We start from the raw sequence: 18906 nt of genomic DNA on the forward strand, positions 1-18906 counted from the left end.
CTTCACTCGCTTCCGGCGAGCATTGGCCCTAAGACGTCGAACCGGCGGACGGACGCCGATCGTTCGATTCCCGCGAATTCATCCAAGCACCTTGTTATCGCTTGCAAGAAGAATGGATGGCTCGTTGCTCGCCCGTCGAGCCCCAAGCCGGGGAGTTTGTTGCAATGAATTCAGGTCAAGCCACTGTTTATGTCGTTGACGACGAAGTCCAGATTCGAAATGCGATTGGAAATCTCTGTGAGGAGACCGGTCACCAGGTGAAGTTGTTCGCGTCGACCGACGAGTTCCTCGCCGAGAGGCTCTCCGAAGGACCGTCGTGCCTCGTGCTCGACGTTCGCTTTCCCGGGACATCGCCGACCGGTCTCGAACTGCAGCGCCGGCTCCTCGAGAAGGGCGTGTTCATTCCGATCGTCTTCATCAGCGGCTACTCCGACGTTCGTGTTTCGGTCGAGGCGATGAAGCGCGGCGCGGTCGAGTTTCTGCCGAAGCCGTTTCGCGAGCAGGAGATCCTCGACGCGATCAGGCACGGCATCGAGCGCGACCGCAGGCGCATGGAGCGTGAGGACGCCGTTCGCGACGCCCGGCAGCGCGTCGAGATGCTGACGAGCCGCGAGCGCGAGATCATGATGCTGATGGCCGAGGGGCTCGTCGCCAAGCAGATCGCGGCAAGGCTTGGCGTGAGCGAGGTGACGGCGAAAGTCCATCGCGCCCGGATGATGCGAAAGCTCGAGCTGCGCTCGCCGATCGAGGTGGTGCGGTTGATCGACAGCATGGGACGCGGAGCCGAGGCGCCGCGCGCCGGTGCGGGTTAGCCGCGCATCGTGCGGCGTTCGAGCGGACACAAGCGCATCGTCTAGTCCGTACCGACTAGCATGAACTGCAGTCTGTCGCGCGGCACGCGACCGGTTCAGAGTATTCCCACGATGTCAGTCGCATTCAGGACGGGCATCCCCACCCAGTCAGACAACTTGGCCAGAAAGGAATACTCCATGCGTAAATTGTTTTTTGCTTCCGTTGCCGTGCTCGCCCTGTCCTCCGCGGCGCAGGCCGCCAACACCGCGACCACAGTGCAGGTCGGCGTCGTGAACGGTTCGAGCGTCTCGCAGCAAGGTCTCACCAATGACACCTCGTCGACCAGCCAGCTCGGCATCGTGAACAGTGCGACCACGATGCAGGGGACCAGCGCGGCCTCGCTCAACAACGCCAGCACGGTCAACCAGATCGGCGTGCAGAACAGCGCGACGACCGGCCAGGTTGCGTTCGGCAACAACGGCAGCTCGATCACCCAGAACTCGTTCGGGCCTCCCGCGCTCCAGAACAACGCCGCCGCCGTCGGCCAGCTCAGCGTGTTCGGCGTCAACGGCAGCACCGTCTCGCAGACGGCGCACTGAGCCACGTATCGTTCGGCCGGGCGCACCCAGTCGCGGTGCGTCCGGGCCATTCTGGAGGAAATGACATGCGGATCACCTATCTCGTTGCGATGGTCGCGGCGCTCGGTGCGCTGACGGCCGTCGATGCAGAGGCCGGCAACTCGGCGAGCGTGCTGCAGTTCGGCACGACCAACAACTCCTTCATCTCGCAGAGCGGGTCGACCAGCAACAGCGCCACGACGATGCAGTTCGGCGCGACCAATACGGCGACGACCTTGCAGACGGGCTCGCTCCTGACCGTCAACACCTCGGTGATCGGGCAGGGCGGCACCACCCCGACGGCGTCCAACACCGCGCTGGCCGGCCAGGTCGGCGGCTCCAATTCGAGCCTGATCGGACAGATCGGCGCGAACAACACGGCCGGCGTCGGACAGCTCGGAATCCTCAATGGCTCGACGATTCTGCAGCAGACGCCGTGAGCAATCTTGAAGTGGTGAGGCATGCCATGAAACATCCTTTGCGAAGCGCGGGCGCCGTGATGCTCGCTCTGTGCTCGGTCGGCGCCGGATCAGCCGGCGCCCAGACCGCCGACATCAAGACCATCGTGTCGGTCGGCGGACCGCCGGTGGTGCTGAACCAGAACAGTCAGCTCAACATGGCAGGCGTGTTCATGATCGGCGGCAGCACCAGCGCGACAGTGACCCAGAACGGCACCAACAATGCCACCGGCGTGCTGCAATTCGGCGGGACGAATTCGGCATCGGTCGGCCAGGTCGGGACGAACAATCTCACCTTCGTCGGCCAGGCCGGCCAGTCGGCGACCAGCCTGGTGTCGCAGCTCGGCGCGATGAATTCAGGCGCGGTGATGCAATTCAGCGCGGTCAACAACTCGACCATCGTCCAGACCGGTCCGTAAGTCGCGGGAACCGACGGGGAAGCGCGATGCGGTGTGGCAGAGGCGTGTTGAAGCGGGTTGTGACTGCTGCGGTGCTGCTGGCCGCCGTCGCTACGTCGACGCAGGCGCCGGCCGCAACCGTCCTGCGCAGCGTGACGGACCGGAACGTCAGAATCGATACGGTCGTGCAATTCGGCAACGACCTTCAGCCCGTCACGATCGAGGAGCACAGCCAGATCAATATCGCCCGGGTGATCCAGTTCGGCGGGACGGGAACGGTGGATGCGGCCATCATCCAGAACGGCACGAGCAACTATGCCAATGTGATCCAGGTCGGCGGCACCACCAACGCGGCGGTCGGTCAGTCCGGCCTCAGCAACATCGCCGACATCACCCAGGTCGGCAATTCCACCAATGCGCTCCTGCTTCAGATCGGCGACATGAACACGGGAGCGGTGAGGCAGTTCGGACGTTTCAACTGGCTGGCGATCTTCCAGTTCGGCCGATGATGGAGGTGTGACATGAGATTGCTGCTACTCGCATCCGGAATAGGATTCATGAGCGTGATCGCAGCGGCGCCGGCCGGTGCTGCCGACGGTCACACGACGGTGGTGCAGGACGAGAATGGAACCTCGGTCATCACGCAGAGTGGCGATCCGGCGCAGGCCGAGGTCAGGATCGAGAAGGAGCCCGGGCGCACCACGGTCTATCGCCGCAGCGGCGGAAACACCGCCATCGTGACCCAGGGCACCGGAGCTTCGCCTGATATGCTCGAGTGGCTGCGCAAGCAGCTGCAGGAGCATTGACACGCAAAAAGCCCGCCGCCCTCGCAAGGACGACGGGCCTTGTTGCAGGCGAGGCTACCAGCGGTAATGGCCCGTCAGCGTGCCGTTGTTGTTGCCGTCAGGGCCGACATCGCCCTGCGTCGAGCTCGGCGCCGGATGGTTGCTGCCATTGAGCGCGCCGTACGGCCCGACGGCATCGGGGTAGTACGCGCGCGGTTGAACGGGTTCATAGGTGGGGGCGGTGCGGTCCCAGCCGGCCCGCGGCCCGTTCCAGTCGTAGCCTTGTGCCGAGGCAGCCGTCGTGCCCGCGACGAGCGATGCCGTGATCAGGCAGAGGAGTTTTGACGTGTTCTGCATTGAAGATGCTCCTTGCTTTCTTGTCGGGGCCAACGACCGCGGCAAGGGGGCGTTCCGGATGTATCCGGCGGGAGCGATCAACTCCGATCAACTGGTTATGAAGGGCATTCCGGGGAACGGTGCGGCTGAAATCGCCGGACATCGAGGGCGTCTTGCCGCACCGGGTTCCCCGTTAATCCCGTGCCTTAACCAATAATTAATAATACGTTTGCGGCGGGCCGACGGCCCGGCCTAGCGTGCAGTGGGGAGCTATCGCGAAGCCAAACCAGTTGGTGCGTATCATGATGTCCAGATCACATGGCAGATCATTTGCGGCGCTATTTGCCTCGCTCGGCGCGGCCGCGCTGCTCCTTAGCCCCAGCGACAGTTTTGCCAGACCCGGCGGTGCGGCGCCGGCCGTGGCCGGTGCTGCCGTGCCGCCGACTGCCGCGCGTCCGCCGCACGCGCCGGGGGCGCGCTTCCTCCGTCGCAACAATCCCTTCGTCTACTGGCCTGGCGGAGGCGGGTTCTTCTACGACGGTGCGACGTACAACCAGCCCTTCGGCGATGCCGGACAGCCGCTCTCGAATGACGTGCGCTACACCTACACCTATGACGTGCCCTGGGACTGGGCGCATCGCTTCCCGCCGAACGTCGTGCCGTCCGACCGGCCCTATGTGCCGAGCTGCCCGACCGAGCAGGTGACGGTGCCCGGCCGCGGCGGCGGCGGCGAGCACACCGTCAACATCATGCGCTGCTACTGAGCTAGCCGAGTTCAAAGCTGGTCACGCCGAAGACGCGGTCGATCCGCAGCGGCGGGATCGGCCCCGTATACATCCGCGCCGTCTCGAACACCGGCTTGAGGCCGAGTCCTTCCGCGAGTGCGATCGCCTCGCCATTGACGGCGGGGACATCGAGGAAGATTTCGCCGCCGCCCGCACTGGCCAGCAAGGCCTGCATGATCGTTTCCGCCGCCGCGCGATCGTCGGCGACGAGCGGGCCGATCTTGCTGCCCGTCCGGCACGGGCGGATCATGCCCCATGCGGCGAGCCTGCCGTCGCGCAGCAGTGCGCGGCCGACGTGACCTTGTGTGTTGATCCAGGCGCGCAGGAAGGCCGTGCGTGCGGCCGGGAAGACCGTAGCATCGTCCGCTTCAACCAGTGCGAAGGGGATCGCATCGAGCGCGATGACACCGGTAGGCGGCACCGGCGGCGCGGCGAGGGTGCCGCCATAGCGGATGTTGGCGTAGGCAAGCTGGAAGCCGGACTTTTTGTAGTTGTCCTGCTGGGCCACGACGCCGTCGAGCCCGATCACGCGGCCGCCTGCATGCGCGATCGCCGCGTTCCAGATGCGCAGGCCGTGACCTGCGCCGCGAAGGTCGGCGCGCACGATGTAGAAGCCGAGGAAGGCGAAACGGTCATCGTAATTGACGCAGGAGACGGTCGCGACCGGCTCGCCGCCGATCTCGCCGACGAAGAAGCCCCGCGCATCCGGCATCGCAAAGCAGGCGGCGTCGGAGAGGCCCGGATTCCAGCCTTCGGCCGCGGCCCAGTCGATGGCGAGGGAGATCTCCTCCGGGCGCAGGTTGCGGATCTGCAATTCGCTCATGACGGATGCCTTCGGGTGGTGGACCTGCCGGCAGGTCCGGCGGTAGAAGGCCTCATGATAGGCCGGGCCCGCGGCTCGCCTCAACTCCATCGCAAGGATAACGGTCATGGCAGCAGAGAAGGTCGCACTCGTCACCGCCGGCGGCAGCGGAATGGGAGCGGGCGCTGCGCGGCGGCTGGCGGCGGACGGCTTTCGCGTCGCGATCCTGTCGTCCTCCGGCAAGGGCGAGGCGCTGGCGGCCGAGCTCGGCGGCCTCGGCGTCACCGGCTCCAACAAGTCGAACGACGACCTGAAGCGCCTCGTTGACGGCGCACTTGCCAAATGGGGACGCATCGACGTGCTCGTCAACAGTGCGGGCCACGGGCCCCGCGCGCCGATCACGGAGATCACCGACGAGCAGTGGCACACCGGCCTCGACACCTATCTGCTCAACGTGATCCGTCCGACCCGGCTGGTGACGCCGGTGATGCAGGCGCAGAAGGCCGGCGCCATCATCAACATCTCGACCGCCTGGGCGTTCGAGCCGAGCGCGATGTTTCCGACCTCCGCGGTGTTCCGCGCCGGGCTCGCCGCGTTCACGAAGATCTTCACCGACACCCATGCCGCCGACAACATCCGCATGAACAACGTGCTGCCGGGCTGGATCGACAGCCTGCCGCAAACCGATGCGCGCCGCGACAGCGTGCCGATGCAGCGTTACGGCAAGGTCGAGGAGATCGCCGCGACGATCTCGTTCCTGGCGTCCGACGGCGCGGCCTACATCACCGGCCAGAACATCCGAGTCGATGGCGGACTGACGCGCTCGGTCTGAGACGGCGCGCGGATTCGCCTGCACCTTGTGTCGTGACGCGCCGCCGGCTTGCTTCGCGCGTCACTGCGGCAGGCGCGATGCGTGGCACCGAGGTCACACTCGTCACACGACTTGCGCGATAAGTCACTGATTGCGTCACAGTCCCTACGAACTGCGCGCCAGGCCGAGACGCGCGAGCGGTGCTCCGCCTATTCCCCCATCTGCGCCGGATCGCTCCCGCCTGCGCGCATCGAAAACGCGAGATCAAGCGCGTGGGGGAATGGAGACTGGAATGAACAAGTTCTTGCTTGCGGTCGCTTCGATTGTGCTCGGCGCCGCATCCGCGCAGGCCGCCGACCTTGCCGCGCAATACACGAAGGCGCCCGCGATGGCGCCGGCCTATAACTGGACCGGCTTCTACGTCGGCGGCACTGTCGGCGGGCAATGGGGCAGCGCCGACCTGACCACCTCGACGGTATACTCGCCGACCGGCTATTTCGCCACCAGCAGCGTTCCCGCGATCAACACGATCGGCGCCCAGGGCGTCAACAGCTCCAGCGTCACCGGCGGCTTCACCGCAGGCTACAACTGGCAGGTCAACCACGCGGTGCTCGGCCTCGAAGGCGACATCAACTATTTCGGCTTCAAGGGCAGCGCGACCGGTTCGGCTCTCTATCCCTGCTGCGCGCCGACAGGCTTTACCGTCTCGTCGTCGGTCTCGGCCGACTGGCTCGCCACCATCCGCGGCCGCATCGGTTTCCTCGCGGCTCCAACCTGGCTGCTCTACGCCACGGGCGGTGCGGCGATCGCCGAGGTGAAGGGCAATTTCAACTTCACCGACACGTTCGCGGCCGCGACGGAATCGGCCACGATCCGTGATACGCGGGTCGGCTGGACTGCGGGCGTCGGTACCGAATACGCCTTCGGAGGCGGCTGGTCGCTCAAGGCCGAATATCTCTACGTCGATCTCGGGCGCAGCACGGTGACCAGCACCAATTTGGCCGACCTTGGAACGCGATACCCAACCAACGTCTACACCCACTCGGTCGACCTCACGTCGAACATCGTGCGCGTCGGCGTGAACTACAAGTTCGGCGGACCCGTCGTCGCCAGGTACTGAGCCCATCCCGTTCCGGATCTGGTGTGAAAGCCCCGGCCAAGCCGGGGCTTTCTGCTTTGAAGCTCAGCCGCCATGCACGGCGACCAGATGCGCCAGCGCCGGCAAAATCTTGTAGCGGGCGATCTCGTGCGGATATTCGCCCCGATTGGCGAGCAGCACGATGCCGATCCGCCGCGCCGGCACGAGGCCGAGATAGCCGGAGGCGTTGTTGAGGCCGCCCGGCTTGTCGACGACGGTGACATCGGGAAGATGCACCGTTTCCCAGGCCATGCCTTGCCCGAATTTCCCGTCGACGCGGAAGGCTTCGCGCTGCGTCATCCGCAGCGCCTCGTGCAAATGCGGATCGACCGAGCGGCCGTCGAGGCAGGCCGCGACAAAGGTCGAAAGATCCCGCGCTGAGGAGAACATCTGGCCGGTGCCGGCAAAGTCAAAATAGCTCTGCTGGTTGCCGACCGGGCCGATCGCCATGCCCTGATCCGAATAGCCCTGGACCGCGCGCTGCATCGAGGCCGCGTCCATGACGGCGCGGTTGTCCTCGCCACGCTCGGGCACGGAGGTCGCGGTCATGCCGAGCGGTTTGAGGATGCGCTGCTCGAAGAGGGTTGCGATCGGCGCGCGGTAGCAATTCTCGAGCACGAGCTGGAGCAGCACGTAGCCGGCGTGGCTGTAGATGCGTTGCTTGCCGGGCTGCTCGCCGGCCTGCGGTTTCCAGGCGTTGAGCAACTCGATGAACTGTACCCGCGAGAACTGCTCGTTCGGCCAGGGCGGATGGTCGGTCGGCAGCAGCAGCCCCGACGTGTGGGTGACGAGCTCGCCGACGGTGACGCGGCGGATATAGTCGCCGTCGAGCTCGGGAAGGTATTTCTGCAGACGGTCGTCGAGCCGCAGCTCACCGCGAAGCGTCCCCAGCGCGACCAGCGTCGCCTCGAACGGCTTGCGCAGCGAGGCGAGGTTGAACAGCGTGTCCGATGTCACCGGCCGTCGTGGGGTGTCGTCGGCAAAGCCATAGTTGAAGAACTCGACATGGCGGCCGGCATAGAGCGCGGCGGCGAGGCCGCCCGGATGTTCCGACGTCGCGGTCGGCCCGAGCTCGGCGGCGACGATATCGCGCATCTGCGCGATCATGTCGGAATCCGCCGATGCACGGCGCGGGCGAAGCGCGATCGCAAGAGGAATGAGCGCGGCCCGGGCGAGCGTTCGCCGGGTGATCGGGGATGAGATGACAACAGGCGGCACGTGCTCGGATGATTGATGCTTGTGCGCCCCCGGCTCTCTTTTTAGCGGGGAGGAGGCGAGGTCCCAATTCACGATTGCGCGTTGTGGGTTCCGCGTGGTGCGCCTGTAGCCCGGATGGAGCGAAGCGCAATCCGGGACCGTCGTTGCTTGGGGCAAAGATCCCGGATTGCGCTGCGCTCCATCCGGGCTACGCTACGCGCAGTTTAACTTAGCCTATCAGCTAACAATTGTTGACACCGGCCACTCGGGGTCTTATAGTTAGCTCCATGGCTAACCAATTGAACCGACTCGATCAGATCTTCGCAGCGCTCGCCGATCCCACACGGCGGGCGATCGTGATGCGGCTGTGCGCCGGAGAAGCCTCGGTCGGCGAGCTCGCCGACCCCTTCGACATGGCGCTGCCGAGCTTCATGAAACACATCCACGTTCTGGAAGTGAGCGGGCTGGTCGAGTCGGAGAAGTCCGGCCGTGTGCGGACCTGCCGGCTCAGCCCGGACGCGCTCGTCGGCGCGGAAGACTGGTTCCAGCAGCAGCGCGCGATCTGGGAGGCGCGGCTCGACCGGTTCGAAGCCTATGTGATGAAGCTGAAGAAGGAGAGGGCGGCCGCCAAGCGGCCGTCGCGTACAACCAAGAAGAAAGGTTCCGAGTGATGACGAATTCTGCCAACCCCGCCCTGTCGCAATGGTCGCTCGACCGCGAGATCGTGATGTCGCGCGTGATCGACGCGCCGCGCGATCTGGTGTTCGAGGCGTGGTCCGACCCGAAGCATCTGCCGCAATGGTTCGGGCCGAAGGGTTTCAAGCTCGAGACCTTCGAGATCGACGTCCGCGTCGGCGGCGTCTGGCGCTTCAACATGATCGGTCCCGACGGGACGGTGTATCCGAACCGGATGCGCTTTCGCCGTATCGAGCGGCCCTCGCTGATGGAGATGGACCACGGCACCGACCAGGATGATGATCCCGGCATGTTCCGCTTCACCGTCACCTTTGCCGAGCAGAGCAACGGCAAGACGGTGCTGATGATGCGGCAACTGGCCTCGAGCACGGAGCAGCGCGACGGCATGATCGGCTTCGGCGCGGTCGAATACGGCTACCAGACGCTGGATAAGCTGGCGGCGTATGTGGCTGGGATGAAGAGGTAGCGGCACCTTCAGTCGTCATGCCCGGGCTTGACCCGCCTGCGCGGCCGAAGCCGCTTCGGCGAGGCGAAGGCCCGGGCATCCACGTCTGGCGTCTTGTGCGGAAGCGCGTGGATGGCCGGGTCAAGCCCGGCCATGACTGATGAGAGAACTGCGCCGCCTCACTCGTCCTTCACTCCCCCTTGAGCCCGGCCTCGCGGATCAGCACGCTCCATCTCTGCGTCTCGTTGTCGATGAACTGTCCGAATTCGGCGGCGGTGCCGGTGCGCACCTCCAGGCCCTGCGCGGTGAGCCTGTCCTTCACGGCGGGCTCGGTGAGCACGCGCGCGACTTCGGCCTGCAGCTTGTCGACGATCGGCCGCGGCGTCGTGGCCGGTGCCATGAAGCCGAACCAGCCGGCGGCGATCACGTTCGGAAATCCCTGTTCGCGCAAGGTCGGCGCCTGCCGATAGAGCGGGCTGCGCTCGCTGGAAGCGACGCCGAGCACTCTGAACTTGCCGCTCTGGATGTAGGGCAGCGCGGTCGGCAGCGCCGTCAGCGTCGCATCGACGCGGCCCGCAAGCAGCTCGGTGTAGGAGGCCGCGTCGCCGCGGAAGGGGATGTTGAGTCCCTTGACGCCGGCGTCCCGAAACAGGAGCTCGCCGGCGAGATGCGGCTGCGAACCGGCGCCGGGCGAGGCGAAGGTCAGCCCGTCAGGCTTCGACTTGCCGTAGGCGATCAGCTCGGGGAGCGTCTTGAACGGCGCCTCGGCGCTGATGATCAGGAACAGCGGCGCGACCACCGCCATCGCGACGGGCTGAAGATCCGCGCGGTCGTAGGTGAGCTTGCCGAACAGCGCTTCCGCGGTGGCGTAGGGCGCCGCGACGTAGAGAAAGGTGTAGCCGTCGCCCGGCGCATGCGCGACGAGATCGTTCGCGATGCGCGTGCCGGCGCCCGGCTTGTTTTCGACGATGAACTGCTGGTGCAGGCTGCGGCCGAGCTCTTCGGCAAGGAGGCGCAGCGAGATGTCGTTGGAGCCGCCGGGCCCGTAGGGCGAGATCAGCCGCACCAGGCGCGACGGCCAGGCGTCTTCAGCCTGCGCGGCGAATGGAAATCCGGACAGGGAAAGGGCGAGCGTGCCCAGCAATGTTCGGCGCGTGATGGTCATGTTGGCCTCCCGGGGGTGGAGCGCCAGTGTTCTTGTTCATCTCCTGGCCCTCTTCTTGTTTTGTTTTGTCTCGGCCGTCGGCCTTGCCGTGCCGACGATGGCGCGGATGCTATCGGCGAGTGCCGCGATGCGCGGGCCGATCTCGCCCTCCAGCTGGCCCGGCTGGAGCCGGAACGCGGGGATGCCGCAATTGATCGAGAACGACTGCCTGGTTTCGCTCGCGTGAAACAGTGGCGCCGCGACGGCGTGGATCGAGGCCATGTATTCGCCCCAGCAGACGCAGAAGCCACGGCTCGCGCATTGCACGAGACCGGCGCGGTATTTTTCGCGGAAGGCTGACCAGAGTTCGCCGTCCTCGCTTGCGAGACGCTCTTCGAGGAGTGCGGCATCGGTCTGCGGCAAGGTTGCAGCCGCGGCGCGGCCCATCGCCGTCATGACCACGGGAATGGGCATGCCGATGTCGGGGACGTGCGGGCCGACGTCGCCGGAGCGTGCGGTCTCGACATAGATCATGGAGGTCGCATCCAGCAGGCCGATGGAGACGGTGCCGCGCACGCTCTGCGCAAGCTCCTGCATCAGGGGTCGCGCGACCTGGCGGAACTGCATGTCGGCGAGTAGCGGATGCGCCATGCGAAGTGTGCGCGCACCGACGCGATATTTGGCGCGATCGGCATCGTAGCGGAGATAGCCAAGCTCGGCGAGCGTATGCGTCAGCCGCGCCACCGTCGGTCGCGGAAGCCCCGTCAGAATCGACAGCTCCATGTTGCCGAGCAACGTCGTCCCGGCCTTGAAGGCTTCGAGCACCACGAGGCCCTTTGCGAGTGTCGTCGCGAACGCGGCATCATCGCCGCGCGACGCCAGCACCGCGGCGGCGGACGAGGAAGCTTGGGGCGCTCTGGACCGAATAGTTTGGACCATAGGCTTCTTATGGACGAATAAACCAATATTGTCGAATAAATATAGTATTCATCCAACTCTGTCCGATATGTGGACAGCTTCCACTCTCATCGCGATCAAGGAGCGTCGCTCTGCGGCCTTGGATTGCAGATGTTCTTTGGGGCCATCCATGAAACGTCATGATCTCCTCGCCTTGGGCAAAGAGGTTGTCGTTGCTGCGACTCCGTCGATGCTCCAGGTCTTCGCCAAATTCTCACGTCCATGCAGAAAAAGAGCGGCGAACTCTGGAAGGAGATCGAGATCATTGAGTAGCGCCGAGCGCTCGCTTCGTCGTCCGCATCAGCGGGACATAGCGATGCCGAAAGAGTTCGTCGTGATTCATATTCATGGTTTGGGTGGGCGCTTTCCATCGCGAAACTTTCAGCAGCCTTCGCGAATATGACAGCGCGCAGCGCTATTATGACAGTATCATGACATCGATTTCTGTCGCGCCGTGCTACCAGTTTATGACAGAATTGCTACCGCTAGATGTCACGTCGATTACAGCGGAGCGATTCATCATGTTGCAGTGGCAGGCGCGGTCAAATCCCCTCGCGTGGTGGTGGGGGTCGCTGACGCTTGTGAGCAGCGCCAACATTCTCGTCTGGTTCATGCTGTATCGCGAGTTCTACCCGACGGTCGCGGGCAGCATCAGTGGCGGCTCCGACATCGGGCTGATGTTCCTGCTCTGCGCCGGCTATGTGTTCGGCTGCGCCTTCCGCTCGGTGCTGCCGCGCGCCGACGTGCAGCGCATCTGCCTGTTCGACACCTGGCTGTCGAGCATCTTCGTCGGCCGGACGGTCGCGACCGTGGCCGAGCTCTGCTTCGTCGCGCAATGGGCGATCATCCTGCATCAGCTGGGTCAGATGACCGGCGCGGAAACCGCGGTGAACATCGCGCTCGTGATCGTGCCCATCATCATCATCGCCGAGTGCTTCTCCTGGTACGCGGTGGTGACGACCAACTTCCTCTACAACGCGATCGAGAACTCGCTGTGGGCGGTGACCTTCTTCCTCGCCGGCATCTCGCTGTGCCGCCTGATGCCGGAATTCCAGGGGCCTGTGCGCTGGGCGCTGATGGCCGGCATCGTCGGCATCGCCTGCTTCCTCGCCTTCCTCGTCACCGTGGACGTGCCGATGTATCTCAGCCGCTGGCGGGCAGGGCACGCCGAGGGAAATAGATTCCTCGGTTTCCTCGAGGGCCTGCATGACGTCTCGACGCGCTGGGTGGTGACACACGACATCGCGCACTGGAAGGGCGAGCTGACCTGGATGTTCCTGTATTTCAGCGCCGCGGTGTGGTCGAGCCTCGCGCTCTGCGCGCTCTATGCGATGGAAGGCTATCTGACGCGCTATTTGGCCTGAGCGGTCACGCTTCGCCGAGATCGACCTGTGTCAGCAATCCCTGGCGCAGCGCGAGGCGGACCAGCTCGATGTCGGAGCCGACGCCGAGCTTGTCCTTGATCAGGGAATGCAGGTTCGCCACCGTCTTCGGGCTGACATGCAGCGTCTCGGCGATCTCGTCCGTCGTCCTCTCGGCCAGCAGCAGCCGCAGCACCTCGAACTCGCGCGGCGTGAGCACGTCGGCCGCCGAGCTCTCGCCGGCGAGCCGGCTCAGGGCAAGCTCGTGGTCGATGTCGGGGCTGATGGCGATCCTGCCGGCGAGCACGTCCATCACCGCGCGCACCAGCGTTTCGGGTGGGCTGGTCTTGGTGACATAGCCCCGCGCGCCGGCGCGGATCGCCTGCACGGCAAAGCCGGCATTCTGGTGCATGGTGAAGACGAGGATCTTCGCGCCCTTGTCCCGTTGCCGGATGCGCCTCACGGCCTCGATGCCGCCGATGCCGGGCATGCTCAGATCCATGATGACGAGGTCCGGCGCCTCGGACTTGTACAGACGGTAGGCCTCCGCGCCGTCGGAGGCTTCTGCGACGACACGCAGGCCCGGCTGCTTCTGGAGCACCGAGCGATAGCCCTCGCGCACCACGGAATGGTCGTCGACCAGCAGGATGGTGGCATCGCCCGCGCTCATGCCGCGTGATCCAATGGCTGCCGATCGGCGGCTTCGAGCGGAATGACGACACGCAGCGCGGAGCCGCCGTTCGGTCCGGCCTCGAAGCTCAGCCGGCCGCGCAGCGCCGCGACGCGCTCGCGCATGCCGAGCAGGCCCATGCCCGATTTCGCGGCGGGCTCGTTCGACCGTCCGTCATCGTCGATCGCAAGCGCGATCTCGTCGGGTCGCATCGTCAATTCCAGGCTCACTTTCGTGGCGCCGGCGTGCTTGGCGGCATTGGTGAGGGCCTCCTGCACGATGCGATAGAGGTTGGCGCTGACGGCGGCCGGCAGGGTCTCGAAGGCGCCGTCGAAACGGATCGAAAACCGCGTCTCGCCGCGGCTGCGCCCGTTCCAGCCGGCGACCAGCCCTTCGAGGCTGGCGACGAGCCCGAGCTCCTCGACGTCGGGCGGCCGCAGCCGGAACAGCGCGCCGCGCAGCGTCTCCATCATGCCGGTTGCGGTCCGCGAAATACCGTCGCATTCGGACAGCAGGGACGGGCACTCCTGCGCGGCGGTCTGGCGGGCCGAGGAGGCCAGCGCGCGGATGGCGGCCAGCGACTGGCCGAATTCGTCGTGCAGCTCGCGGGCGAGATGGCGGCGCTCCTCGTCCTGGAGCGCGATCAGCTTTCGCGTCAGCTCGCTGCGCTCGGCAAGCGCGGTGTCGAGGCTTTGGGCGAGATGGTTGAAGACGTCGCGGATGGCGGAGAGCTCGGCGAGGTCGAAGGGCGGCAGCCGCGTCGTGAGGTCATTGGCGGCGATGCGTTCGAGACCGGTCCGGATCATGCGGGTCGGGCGCAGCGCGCGCGCCAGCGCCGCGTACACCAGGACGCAGAGCATCGGCAAAGCGATCGCGAGCGCGAGCATCAGGCGGCCGGCCTCATGCCAGGCCTCCGCCGTCTGCACCGCCGGATCGACCGAGACCACGGTCTCGCCGAGCTTGGTGCCGCGCACGACCACGGGCCGCGCCGCCTCGCGGCCGGGGTCGAACAGGCTGCGATAGAACGCGGCGAAGGCCTGCGGCGGTGGGTTCGCCGGGGCAGGTGCGCCGCTGCAGAAGCGCTGGAGCATGTCGCCGCTGGGGCCGCGGAATGCCAGGCAGAGGCCGGGCGTCATCACATAGGCCGCGACGGGATCAAGATTTGGAAAGTCCGAGCGCGGGTTCGCCACCCACTGGACCTTGCCTTGTTGCAGCTCCAGCGACTTCGCCACGATGGCGGCAATGCTGTCGCTGCGCGCATGCGCCGCGCGGTCAGTCGTGACAAGGAAATAGGCGGAGATCGCGGCGAAGCAAGCGGCCGATATGGCGGCCACGCGCAACGTCAGACGGACCTTGAGATCGAACCTCGGACGGTTCCACATCGGCAGGCACCTAGTGCGAACGGAATTGTCGCTCCGTATTAAACGGCAGAACGCAGGCGGCGGGAAGCGTTCCCGCCGTACCGCAGCGCAATGTCGTGAAATTTTCCCGGCGTTCGTCGGGACAGTCACGGCTGCGTGGTCTCAAGCTAGCCGTCCAGATTTGCGGGCCGTTCCATCCCACGAGGCGTTCATGCACCGCTCCCGGTTGATTCTCGCTGCCATGCTCCTGTTCGTCCTCTCTCACGCGCCAGCCGGTGCGGAGGCCATCGGCGTTGCCATGGACGATTTCAGCTATACCGACACGTCGGCCGAGCCGGCGAACCAGACCGCAGCCCACGAACGGCGGCTGTCGGCGTTCATGGCCGCGCTCAGGCGGGATGTCAGTGCGGACGGTCGCTACCGGCTCGCGGCATCGGCCCAGGACGGGGCGGCGTTCAAGGTGATCGGCGGCATCCAGAAGACCAGCACGCTGGTGCAATGGGCCAAGATCGCCGTGATCGACGTCGGCGCCAAGAAGCTCGTGATGGACAAGCTCTACACCTTCCGCGGCGACAATGATGAATCCTGGGAGCGCGCCGAGATGTTTGTCTCCCGCGAGGTGATGGCCGCGCTCGCTACGCCTGCGCCGGTCGCGCTGGCGGTGTTCGATTTCGAGCTCGAGGACACGACTGCCGCGTCAGCCGGCGCGTCGGCCACGTCGGATGCGTCATATCTTGCTGAGGTCACAGCCAGCGTGCGCGAGGCACTGGGCCAGTCCGGCCGCTACCGCATCGTCGACGTCAGTGGCGAGGCGACGAAAGCGCGCGCGTTACGCGACTGCAACGGCTGCGAGGCTGAGATTGCGCAGAAGCTTGGCGCGGACCAGTCGCTGATCGGCGTGGTGCGGCGGGTCAGCCGCACCGAATACACGCTCGGCTTCCAGCTCCGCGATTCCAGGACCGGTGCGGTGCTGGCGCGCGGCGACAGCGGTCTGCGCATGGGCGCAGACTACTCCTGGAAGCGAGGTGCGGTCCGCCTGGTCAGCGACCGGCTGATCGAGAGCCAGGCGAAACCCTAAAAGGTCAGCTGCACCTTCATCGACTGCGAACGGTCGCTGGCGAGCTCGAAGGCGGCGACCGCGTTCTCGAACGGCATGGTCGCCGTGATCAGCGGTTTCACGTCGATCAGGCCTTCGCCCATCAGCCGTACCGCCAGCTCGAACTCGGGATCGAAGCGGAAGGTGCCGCGCAGCTGCAATTCCTTGGCGACGATCGAATTGATCGGCAGCGTCATCTCGCCGCCGAGGCCGAGCTGCACCAGCGTCGCGCCGGGCCGGAGCACGTCGAGCGCGGTGCGGAGCGCCGCCTGATTGCCGGAGGCTTCGAACAGCGTGTCGAACACGCCCTTGCCGGCGCGCCAGGGATCGAGCGCGGCGGCATTGGTCGCGACGTTGATGGCATGCGTGGCGCCGAGCTTTTTCGCGACCGCCAGCGGCGCGTCGGCCACATCCGTCACCACGATCTCGGATGCACCGCCAAAGCGCGAGACCAAAATCATCAGCGCGCCGATCGGGCCGCAGCCGGTGATCAGCACGCGCTTGCCGAGCAGGGGACCGGCCTGCTTGCCGGCGTGCAGGCATACTGCGAGCGGCTCGGCGACCGCGGCTTCCGCCAGCGAGAGCTTGTCCGCGATCGGCACGGCCTGTGTCGCATCGACCGTGATGAACTCGCGAAAGCCGCCCTGGACGTGGGGGAAGCGCATCGCGCTGCCGAGGAAGCGCATGTCGAGGCACTGGTTGCGCATGCCTTCCTGGCAATGCAGGCACGCCCCGCACGGCTTGCTCGGATTGACCGCAACGCGCGTGCCTGATTTCACACTGGTGACGCCGTCACCGACCGCCGCGACCACGCCGGCGATCTCATGGCCCAGCGCCATCGGTTGCTGGATGCGCACGACGCCGAAGCCGCCGTGATGGTAGTAGTGCAGGTCGGAGCCGCAGATGCCGCCATTGGCGATCTTGACGCGGACCTCGCCCGGGCCGGGCGCCGGATCGGGGTAGTTGTCGATCCGCAGGTCCTTTGGGGCGTGAATGACGACGGCGCGCATGGCTTGCTCCTTCGTTGTCTTGGCGGTCACATCGCGGCGATCATGCCGCCATCGACATAGATGATCTGGCCATTGACGTAAGTGGACGCGTCCGAGGCGAGGAAGATCGCGGCGCCCACCAGCTCGTCCGGCTTGCCCCAGCGCTTGGAGGGGATGCGGCCCATCAGCCAGTTGTTGAAATCGGCATTGTTGACTAGCGCCTCGTTCATGTCGGTGAGCATGTAGCCGGGGCCGATCGCATTGGCCTGGATGCCATGCTGGGCCCATTCCACCGCCATCGAGCGGGTCAGGTTCTTGATGCCGCCCTTGGCGGCGGTGTAGGGCGCGATGGTGGGGCGCGCCAGCTCGCTGCCGAGCGAGCCGATATTGATGATCTTGCCGTGCTTGCGCGGGATCATGCGCTTGCCGGCCTCGCGCCCGATCACGAAGGCGCTGGTGAGATCGGTCTCGATCACCTTGCGCCATTCGTCGGTGGTGAACTCCGCCAGCGGCTTGCGGTGCTGGATGCCGGCATTGTTGACGAGGATGTCGACCGCGAGGCCTTCGCGGTCGAAACGCTCGAAGGCCGCGACGATCGCCGGCTCGTCGGTGACGTTGAAGGCGGCGCCTTCGGCCTGGTAGCCGGCGGCGCGAAACTCGGCGACGGCCTGCTCGACGCGCTTGGGATCGACGCCGTTGATGATGATCTTCGCGCCGGCCTTGGCCATGCCCTCGGCAATGGCGCGGCCGAGGCCGCGGGAGGAGCCGGTCACGAGCGCGGTGCGGCCGGAGAGATCGAAGAGGGAGGTGCTCATCTCAGAAAATCCTCAGACGTTGGAGCGGCGCACGGTGAGATCGGTGCGCTCGAAGACAGCAGGCAGGAGGTCGACGCCGAGGCCGGGGCCTTCCATCGGGAAGACATAGCCGTCCTTGATCACGGGCATCGTGGTGACGAGCTCATTGTACCAGCCCTTGTAGAAGGCGCGCACCGATTCCTGGATCAAGGTGTTGGGCTGGCTGAACGACATGTGGATGGCGGCGATGAAGCCGATCGGGCCAATGCAGTCATGCGGAGCAAAAGGCCGGTGATAGGTCTCGGCCATCGCCGCGATCTTGCGGCCCTCGGTGAGGCCGCCGGTCCAGCACAGATCCGCCATCACCACATGCATGGCGTCGCGGTCGAGCATGTCCTTGTAGGGGAAGCGCGAGCCCAGCGTTTCGCTGGCGCAGACCCAGACGTCGGTCGAGCGGGCATATTCCGCCAGCGCCTGCGGCGAGTTCATCCGGATCGGGTCTTCGTACCAGGTCGGCTTGTAGGGCTCGAGCGCGCGCGCGATCTGCTTTGCGGTCGGCAGGTTCCAGAGCGAGTGGAGCTCAACCATGATCTCCATCTTGTCGCCAACGGCTTTCCGGATCTTCTCGAACGGCTCGATCGCCTGCTTCATCTGCGCGGCGGTGATGTAGAGGCCCTTGTTCTCCTGCGCCGCCGGATCGAACGGCCAGATCTTCATCGCCGAGATGCCGCTTTCGAGCAGGCTTTCGGCCAGCGCGTCGGCGTGATTCATGAAGCCGTCGAGGTCCTCATAGGGGCCCTTGGAGGCGCCGAGATTCCAGTTCGCGACCGGGCTGATATTGGTCGAGCGAACATACTGCGTGCCGGCGCAAGTGTTGTAGATGCGCTGCTTGTCGCGGCAGAGGCCGCCAAGCATCTGGTGCACCGGCTGATTGCAGACTTTGCCGAACAGGTCCCACAGCGCAATGTCGATCGCCGAGGCCGCGCGATATTCGACGCCGGTCGAGGACTGCGCCATCGGCAGGTTCAGCATGTCGCGATGGATCGCTTCGATGTGCAGCGGATTGCGGCCGAGCAGGCGGCCGGCAAAGGTGTCGTGGATCTGCGCTTCGACCGCGCCGGCGCCGTAGAAGGTCTCACCGAGACCGATCATGCCCGTGTCGGTGTGGATGCGCACCCAGATGACGTTGGAAAATTCCTCGGTACGCAGTGTCTCGATCGACGTGATCTTCACGGCAATTCTCCTCCCATCGAAAGGCGCTTCGCGCCCGACGT

At 65.6% G+C, this 18906-nt stretch carries 23 protein-coding genes; 13 read left to right on the forward strand and 10 right to left on the reverse strand.

Going from position 1 to position 18906, the window contains the following annotated elements:
• Positions 1-164: 164 nt before the first annotated feature.
• The 6 genes from QA649_RS20430 (at position 165) to QA649_RS20455 (ending at position 3071) form a co-directional block, all read left to right on the forward strand.
• Positions 165-812, forward strand: coding sequence for a response regulator (locus QA649_RS20430; RefSeq protein WP_283025738.1), 648 nt, complete (start codon positions 165-167; stop codon positions 810-812).
• A 177-nt stretch (positions 813-989) separates the two neighbouring features.
• Positions 990-1391: a hypothetical protein gene (locus tag QA649_RS20435; RefSeq protein WP_026312681.1), complete on the forward strand. Its 402-nt coding sequence runs from the start codon at positions 990-992 to the stop codon at positions 1389-1391.
• 65 nt (positions 1392-1456) lie between these two features.
• Complete coding sequence (locus QA649_RS20440) at positions 1457-1849, forward strand: curlin repeat-containing protein (protein WP_283025739.1); 393 nt, start codon at positions 1457-1459, stop codon at positions 1847-1849.
• Positions 1850-1875: 26 nt separating this feature from the next.
• On the forward strand, positions 1876-2286 hold the full coding sequence (locus QA649_RS20445) for a curlin (protein ID WP_283025740.1): 411 nt from the start codon (positions 1876-1878) through the stop codon (positions 2284-2286).
• Positions 2287-2330: 44 nt separating this feature from the next.
• A complete protein-coding gene (locus tag QA649_RS20450; RefSeq protein WP_283025741.1) occupies positions 2331-2774 on the forward strand; it encodes a curlin in 444 nt (147 codons plus the stop codon).
• A 12-nt stretch (positions 2775-2786) separates the two neighbouring features.
• A complete protein-coding gene (locus QA649_RS20455; RefSeq protein WP_283025742.1) occupies positions 2787-3071 on the forward strand; it encodes a hypothetical protein in 285 nt (94 codons plus the stop codon).
• A 54-nt stretch (positions 3072-3125) separates the two neighbouring features.
• Here the strand turns inward: QA649_RS20455 and QA649_RS20460 are convergent, their stop codons facing one another.
• Positions 3126-3407: a hypothetical protein gene (locus QA649_RS20460; RefSeq protein WP_283025743.1), complete on the reverse strand. Its 282-nt coding sequence runs from the start codon at positions 3405-3407 to the stop codon at positions 3126-3128.
• Positions 3408-3688: 281 nt separating this feature from the next.
• On the opposite strand from QA649_RS20460, the gene QA649_RS20465 reads away from it, so the two are divergent.
• Positions 3689-4150 carry a hypothetical protein gene (locus QA649_RS20465; protein ID WP_283025744.1) on the forward strand — a complete coding sequence of 154 codons (462 nt, stop codon included), beginning with the start codon at positions 3689-3691 and terminating at the stop codon, positions 4148-4150.
• Position 4151: 1 nt separating this feature from the next.
• Here QA649_RS20465 and QA649_RS20470 read toward each other — a convergent pair whose 3' ends face one another.
• Entirely contained in the window at positions 4152-4994 is an 843-nt protein-coding gene (locus QA649_RS20470) for a GNAT family N-acetyltransferase (RefSeq protein WP_283026059.1), read from the reverse strand.
• Between the two features lie 106 nt (positions 4995-5100).
• Here QA649_RS20470 and QA649_RS20475 point away from each other — a divergent pair, with 106 nt between their 5' ends.
• On the forward strand, positions 5101-5805 hold the full coding sequence (locus QA649_RS20475; RefSeq protein WP_018647337.1) for an SDR family oxidoreductase: 705 nt from the start codon (positions 5101-5103) through the stop codon (positions 5803-5805).
• A 271-nt stretch (positions 5806-6076) separates the two neighbouring features.
• Entirely contained in the window at positions 6077-6904 is an 828-nt protein-coding gene (locus QA649_RS20480) for an outer membrane beta-barrel protein (RefSeq protein WP_283025745.1), read from the forward strand.
• Between the two features lie 63 nt (positions 6905-6967).
• Here QA649_RS20480 and QA649_RS20485 read toward each other — a convergent pair whose 3' ends face one another.
• Entirely contained in the window at positions 6968-8029 is a 1062-nt protein-coding gene (locus tag QA649_RS20485) for a serine hydrolase (protein ID WP_283025746.1), read from the reverse strand.
• Between the two features lie 377 nt (positions 8030-8406).
• On the opposite strand from QA649_RS20485, the gene QA649_RS20490 reads away from it, so the two are divergent.
• Positions 8407-8790 carry a metalloregulator ArsR/SmtB family transcription factor gene (locus QA649_RS20490; protein WP_283025747.1) on the forward strand — a complete coding sequence of 128 codons (384 nt, stop codon included), beginning with the start codon at positions 8407-8409 and terminating at the stop codon, positions 8788-8790.
• Complete coding sequence (locus QA649_RS20495) at positions 8790-9281, forward strand: SRPBCC family protein (protein ID WP_283025748.1); 492 nt, start codon at positions 8790-8792, stop codon at positions 9279-9281. The genes QA649_RS20490 and QA649_RS20495 overlap by 1 nt, the downstream gene beginning before the upstream one ends.
• Positions 9282-9450: 169 nt before the next feature.
• Here QA649_RS20495 and QA649_RS20500 read toward each other — a convergent pair whose 3' ends face one another.
• Both QA649_RS20500 and QA649_RS20505 read right to left on the reverse strand, forming a co-directional pair.
• The gene (locus tag QA649_RS20500) at positions 9451-10425 is read right to left on the reverse strand and encodes a tripartite tricarboxylate transporter substrate binding protein (RefSeq protein ID WP_283025749.1); all 975 of its coding nucleotides are present in this window, start codon (positions 10423-10425) and stop codon (positions 9451-9453) included.
• A gap of 36 nt (positions 10426-10461) precedes the next feature.
• Complete coding sequence (locus tag QA649_RS20505; protein WP_283025750.1) at positions 10462-11343, reverse strand: IclR family transcriptional regulator; 882 nt, start codon at positions 11341-11343, stop codon at positions 10462-10464.
• 539 nt (positions 11344-11882) lie between these two features.
• Here QA649_RS20505 and QA649_RS20510 point away from each other — a divergent pair.
• Positions 11883-12725, forward strand: a complete 843-nt coding sequence (locus tag QA649_RS20510; protein ID WP_283025751.1) for a hypothetical protein — start codon at positions 11883-11885, stop codon at positions 12723-12725.
• 4 nt (positions 12726-12729) lie between these two features.
• Here QA649_RS20510 and QA649_RS20515 read toward each other — a convergent pair whose 3' ends face one another.
• Complete coding sequence (locus QA649_RS20515) at positions 12730-13392, reverse strand: response regulator transcription factor (protein WP_018647346.1); 663 nt, start codon at positions 13390-13392, stop codon at positions 12730-12732.
• Positions 13389-14774, reverse strand: a complete 1386-nt coding sequence (locus QA649_RS20520; protein ID WP_283025752.1) for a HAMP domain-containing sensor histidine kinase — start codon at positions 14772-14774, stop codon at positions 13389-13391. Before QA649_RS20520 ends, QA649_RS20515 begins: the two co-directional genes overlap by 4 nt.
• A 190-nt stretch (positions 14775-14964) precedes the next feature.
• Between QA649_RS20520 and QA649_RS20525 the strand changes: the two genes are divergently transcribed.
• Positions 14965-15831, forward strand: a complete 867-nt coding sequence (locus QA649_RS20525) for a DUF3280 domain-containing protein (protein WP_283025754.1) — start codon at positions 14965-14967, stop codon at positions 15829-15831.
• Here the strand turns inward: QA649_RS20525 and QA649_RS20530 are convergent.
• Genes QA649_RS20530 through QA649_RS20540 form a run of 3 tightly spaced genes read right to left on the reverse strand, consistent with a single transcriptional unit; the run spans position 15828 to position 18865 of the window.
• Positions 15828-16859: an L-idonate 5-dehydrogenase gene (locus QA649_RS20530; protein WP_283025756.1), complete on the reverse strand. Its 1032-nt coding sequence runs from the start codon at positions 16857-16859 to the stop codon at positions 15828-15830. The genes QA649_RS20525 and QA649_RS20530 overlap by 4 nt on opposite strands.
• Positions 16860-16885: 26 nt before the next feature.
• Entirely contained in the window at positions 16886-17653 is a 768-nt protein-coding gene (locus tag QA649_RS20535; RefSeq protein WP_283025757.1) for an SDR family oxidoreductase, read from the reverse strand.
• 12 nt (positions 17654-17665) lie between these two features.
• Positions 17666-18865, reverse strand: a complete 1200-nt coding sequence (locus QA649_RS20540) for a mandelate racemase/muconate lactonizing enzyme family protein (protein WP_283025758.1) — start codon at positions 18863-18865, stop codon at positions 17666-17668.
• Between the last annotated feature and the right edge of the window lie 41 nt (positions 18866-18906).

This window comes from Bradyrhizobium sp. CB1717 (genome assembly GCF_029714325.1).
Taxonomy (GTDB): Bacteria; Pseudomonadota; Alphaproteobacteria; order Rhizobiales; family Xanthobacteraceae; genus Bradyrhizobium.

Bases quoted from the DNA above. Each gene is read 5' to 3' on its own strand.
- QA649_RS20430 (WP_283025738.1), top strand. From the start codon at position 165: ATGAATTCAGGTCAAGCCACTGTTTATGTCGTTGACGACGAAGTCCAG.
- QA649_RS20435 (WP_026312681.1), top strand. From the start codon at position 990: ATGCGTAAATTGTTTTTTGCTTCCGTTGCCGTGCTCGCCCTGTCCTCC.
- QA649_RS20440 (WP_283025739.1), top strand. From the start codon at position 1,457: ATGCGGATCACCTATCTCGTTGCGATGGTCGCGGCGCTCGGTGCGCTG.
- QA649_RS20445 (WP_283025740.1), top strand. From the start codon at position 1,876: ATGAAACATCCTTTGCGAAGCGCGGGCGCCGTGATGCTCGCTCTGTGC.
- QA649_RS20455 (WP_283025742.1), top strand. From the start codon at position 2,787: ATGAGATTGCTGCTACTCGCATCCGGAATAGGATTCATGAGCGTGATC.
- QA649_RS20460 (WP_283025743.1), bottom strand. From the start codon at position 3,407: ATGCAGAACACGTCAAAACTCCTCTGCCTGATCACGGCATCGCTCGTC.
- QA649_RS20465 (WP_283025744.1), top strand. From the start codon at position 3,689: ATGATGTCCAGATCACATGGCAGATCATTTGCGGCGCTATTTGCCTCG.
- QA649_RS20470 (WP_283026059.1), bottom strand. From the start codon at position 4,994: ATGAGCGAATTGCAGATCCGCAACCTGCGCCCGGAGGAGATCTCCCTC.
- QA649_RS20475 (WP_018647337.1), top strand. From the start codon at position 5,101: ATGGCAGCAGAGAAGGTCGCACTCGTCACCGCCGGCGGCAGCGGAATG.
- QA649_RS20480 (WP_283025745.1), top strand. From the start codon at position 6,077: ATGAACAAGTTCTTGCTTGCGGTCGCTTCGATTGTGCTCGGCGCCGCA.
- QA649_RS20485 (WP_283025746.1), bottom strand. From the start codon at position 8,029: ATGATCGCGCAGATGCGCGATATCGTCGCCGCCGAGCTCGGGCCGACC.
- QA649_RS20490 (WP_283025747.1), top strand. From the start codon at position 8,407: ATGGCTAACCAATTGAACCGACTCGATCAGATCTTCGCAGCGCTCGCC.
- QA649_RS20495 (WP_283025748.1), top strand. From the start codon at position 8,790: ATGACGAATTCTGCCAACCCCGCCCTGTCGCAATGGTCGCTCGACCGC.
- QA649_RS20500 (WP_283025749.1), bottom strand. From the start codon at position 10,425: ATGACCATCACGCGCCGAACATTGCTGGGCACGCTCGCCCTTTCCCTG.
- QA649_RS20505 (WP_283025750.1), bottom strand. From the start codon at position 11,343: ATGGTCCAAACTATTCGGTCCAGAGCGCCCCAAGCTTCCTCGTCCGCC.
- QA649_RS20510 (WP_283025751.1), top strand. From the start codon at position 11,883: ATGTTGCAGTGGCAGGCGCGGTCAAATCCCCTCGCGTGGTGGTGGGGG.
- QA649_RS20515 (WP_018647346.1), bottom strand. From the start codon at position 13,392: ATGAGCGCGGGCGATGCCACCATCCTGCTGGTCGACGACCATTCCGTG.
- QA649_RS20520 (WP_283025752.1), bottom strand. From the start codon at position 14,774: ATGTGGAACCGTCCGAGGTTCGATCTCAAGGTCCGTCTGACGTTGCGC.
- QA649_RS20525 (WP_283025754.1), top strand. From the start codon at position 14,965: ATGCACCGCTCCCGGTTGATTCTCGCTGCCATGCTCCTGTTCGTCCTC.
- QA649_RS20530 (WP_283025756.1), bottom strand. From the start codon at position 16,859: ATGCGCGCCGTCGTCATTCACGCCCCAAAGGACCTGCGGATCGACAAC.
- QA649_RS20535 (WP_283025757.1), bottom strand. From the start codon at position 17,653: ATGAGCACCTCCCTCTTCGATCTCTCCGGCCGCACCGCGCTCGTGACC.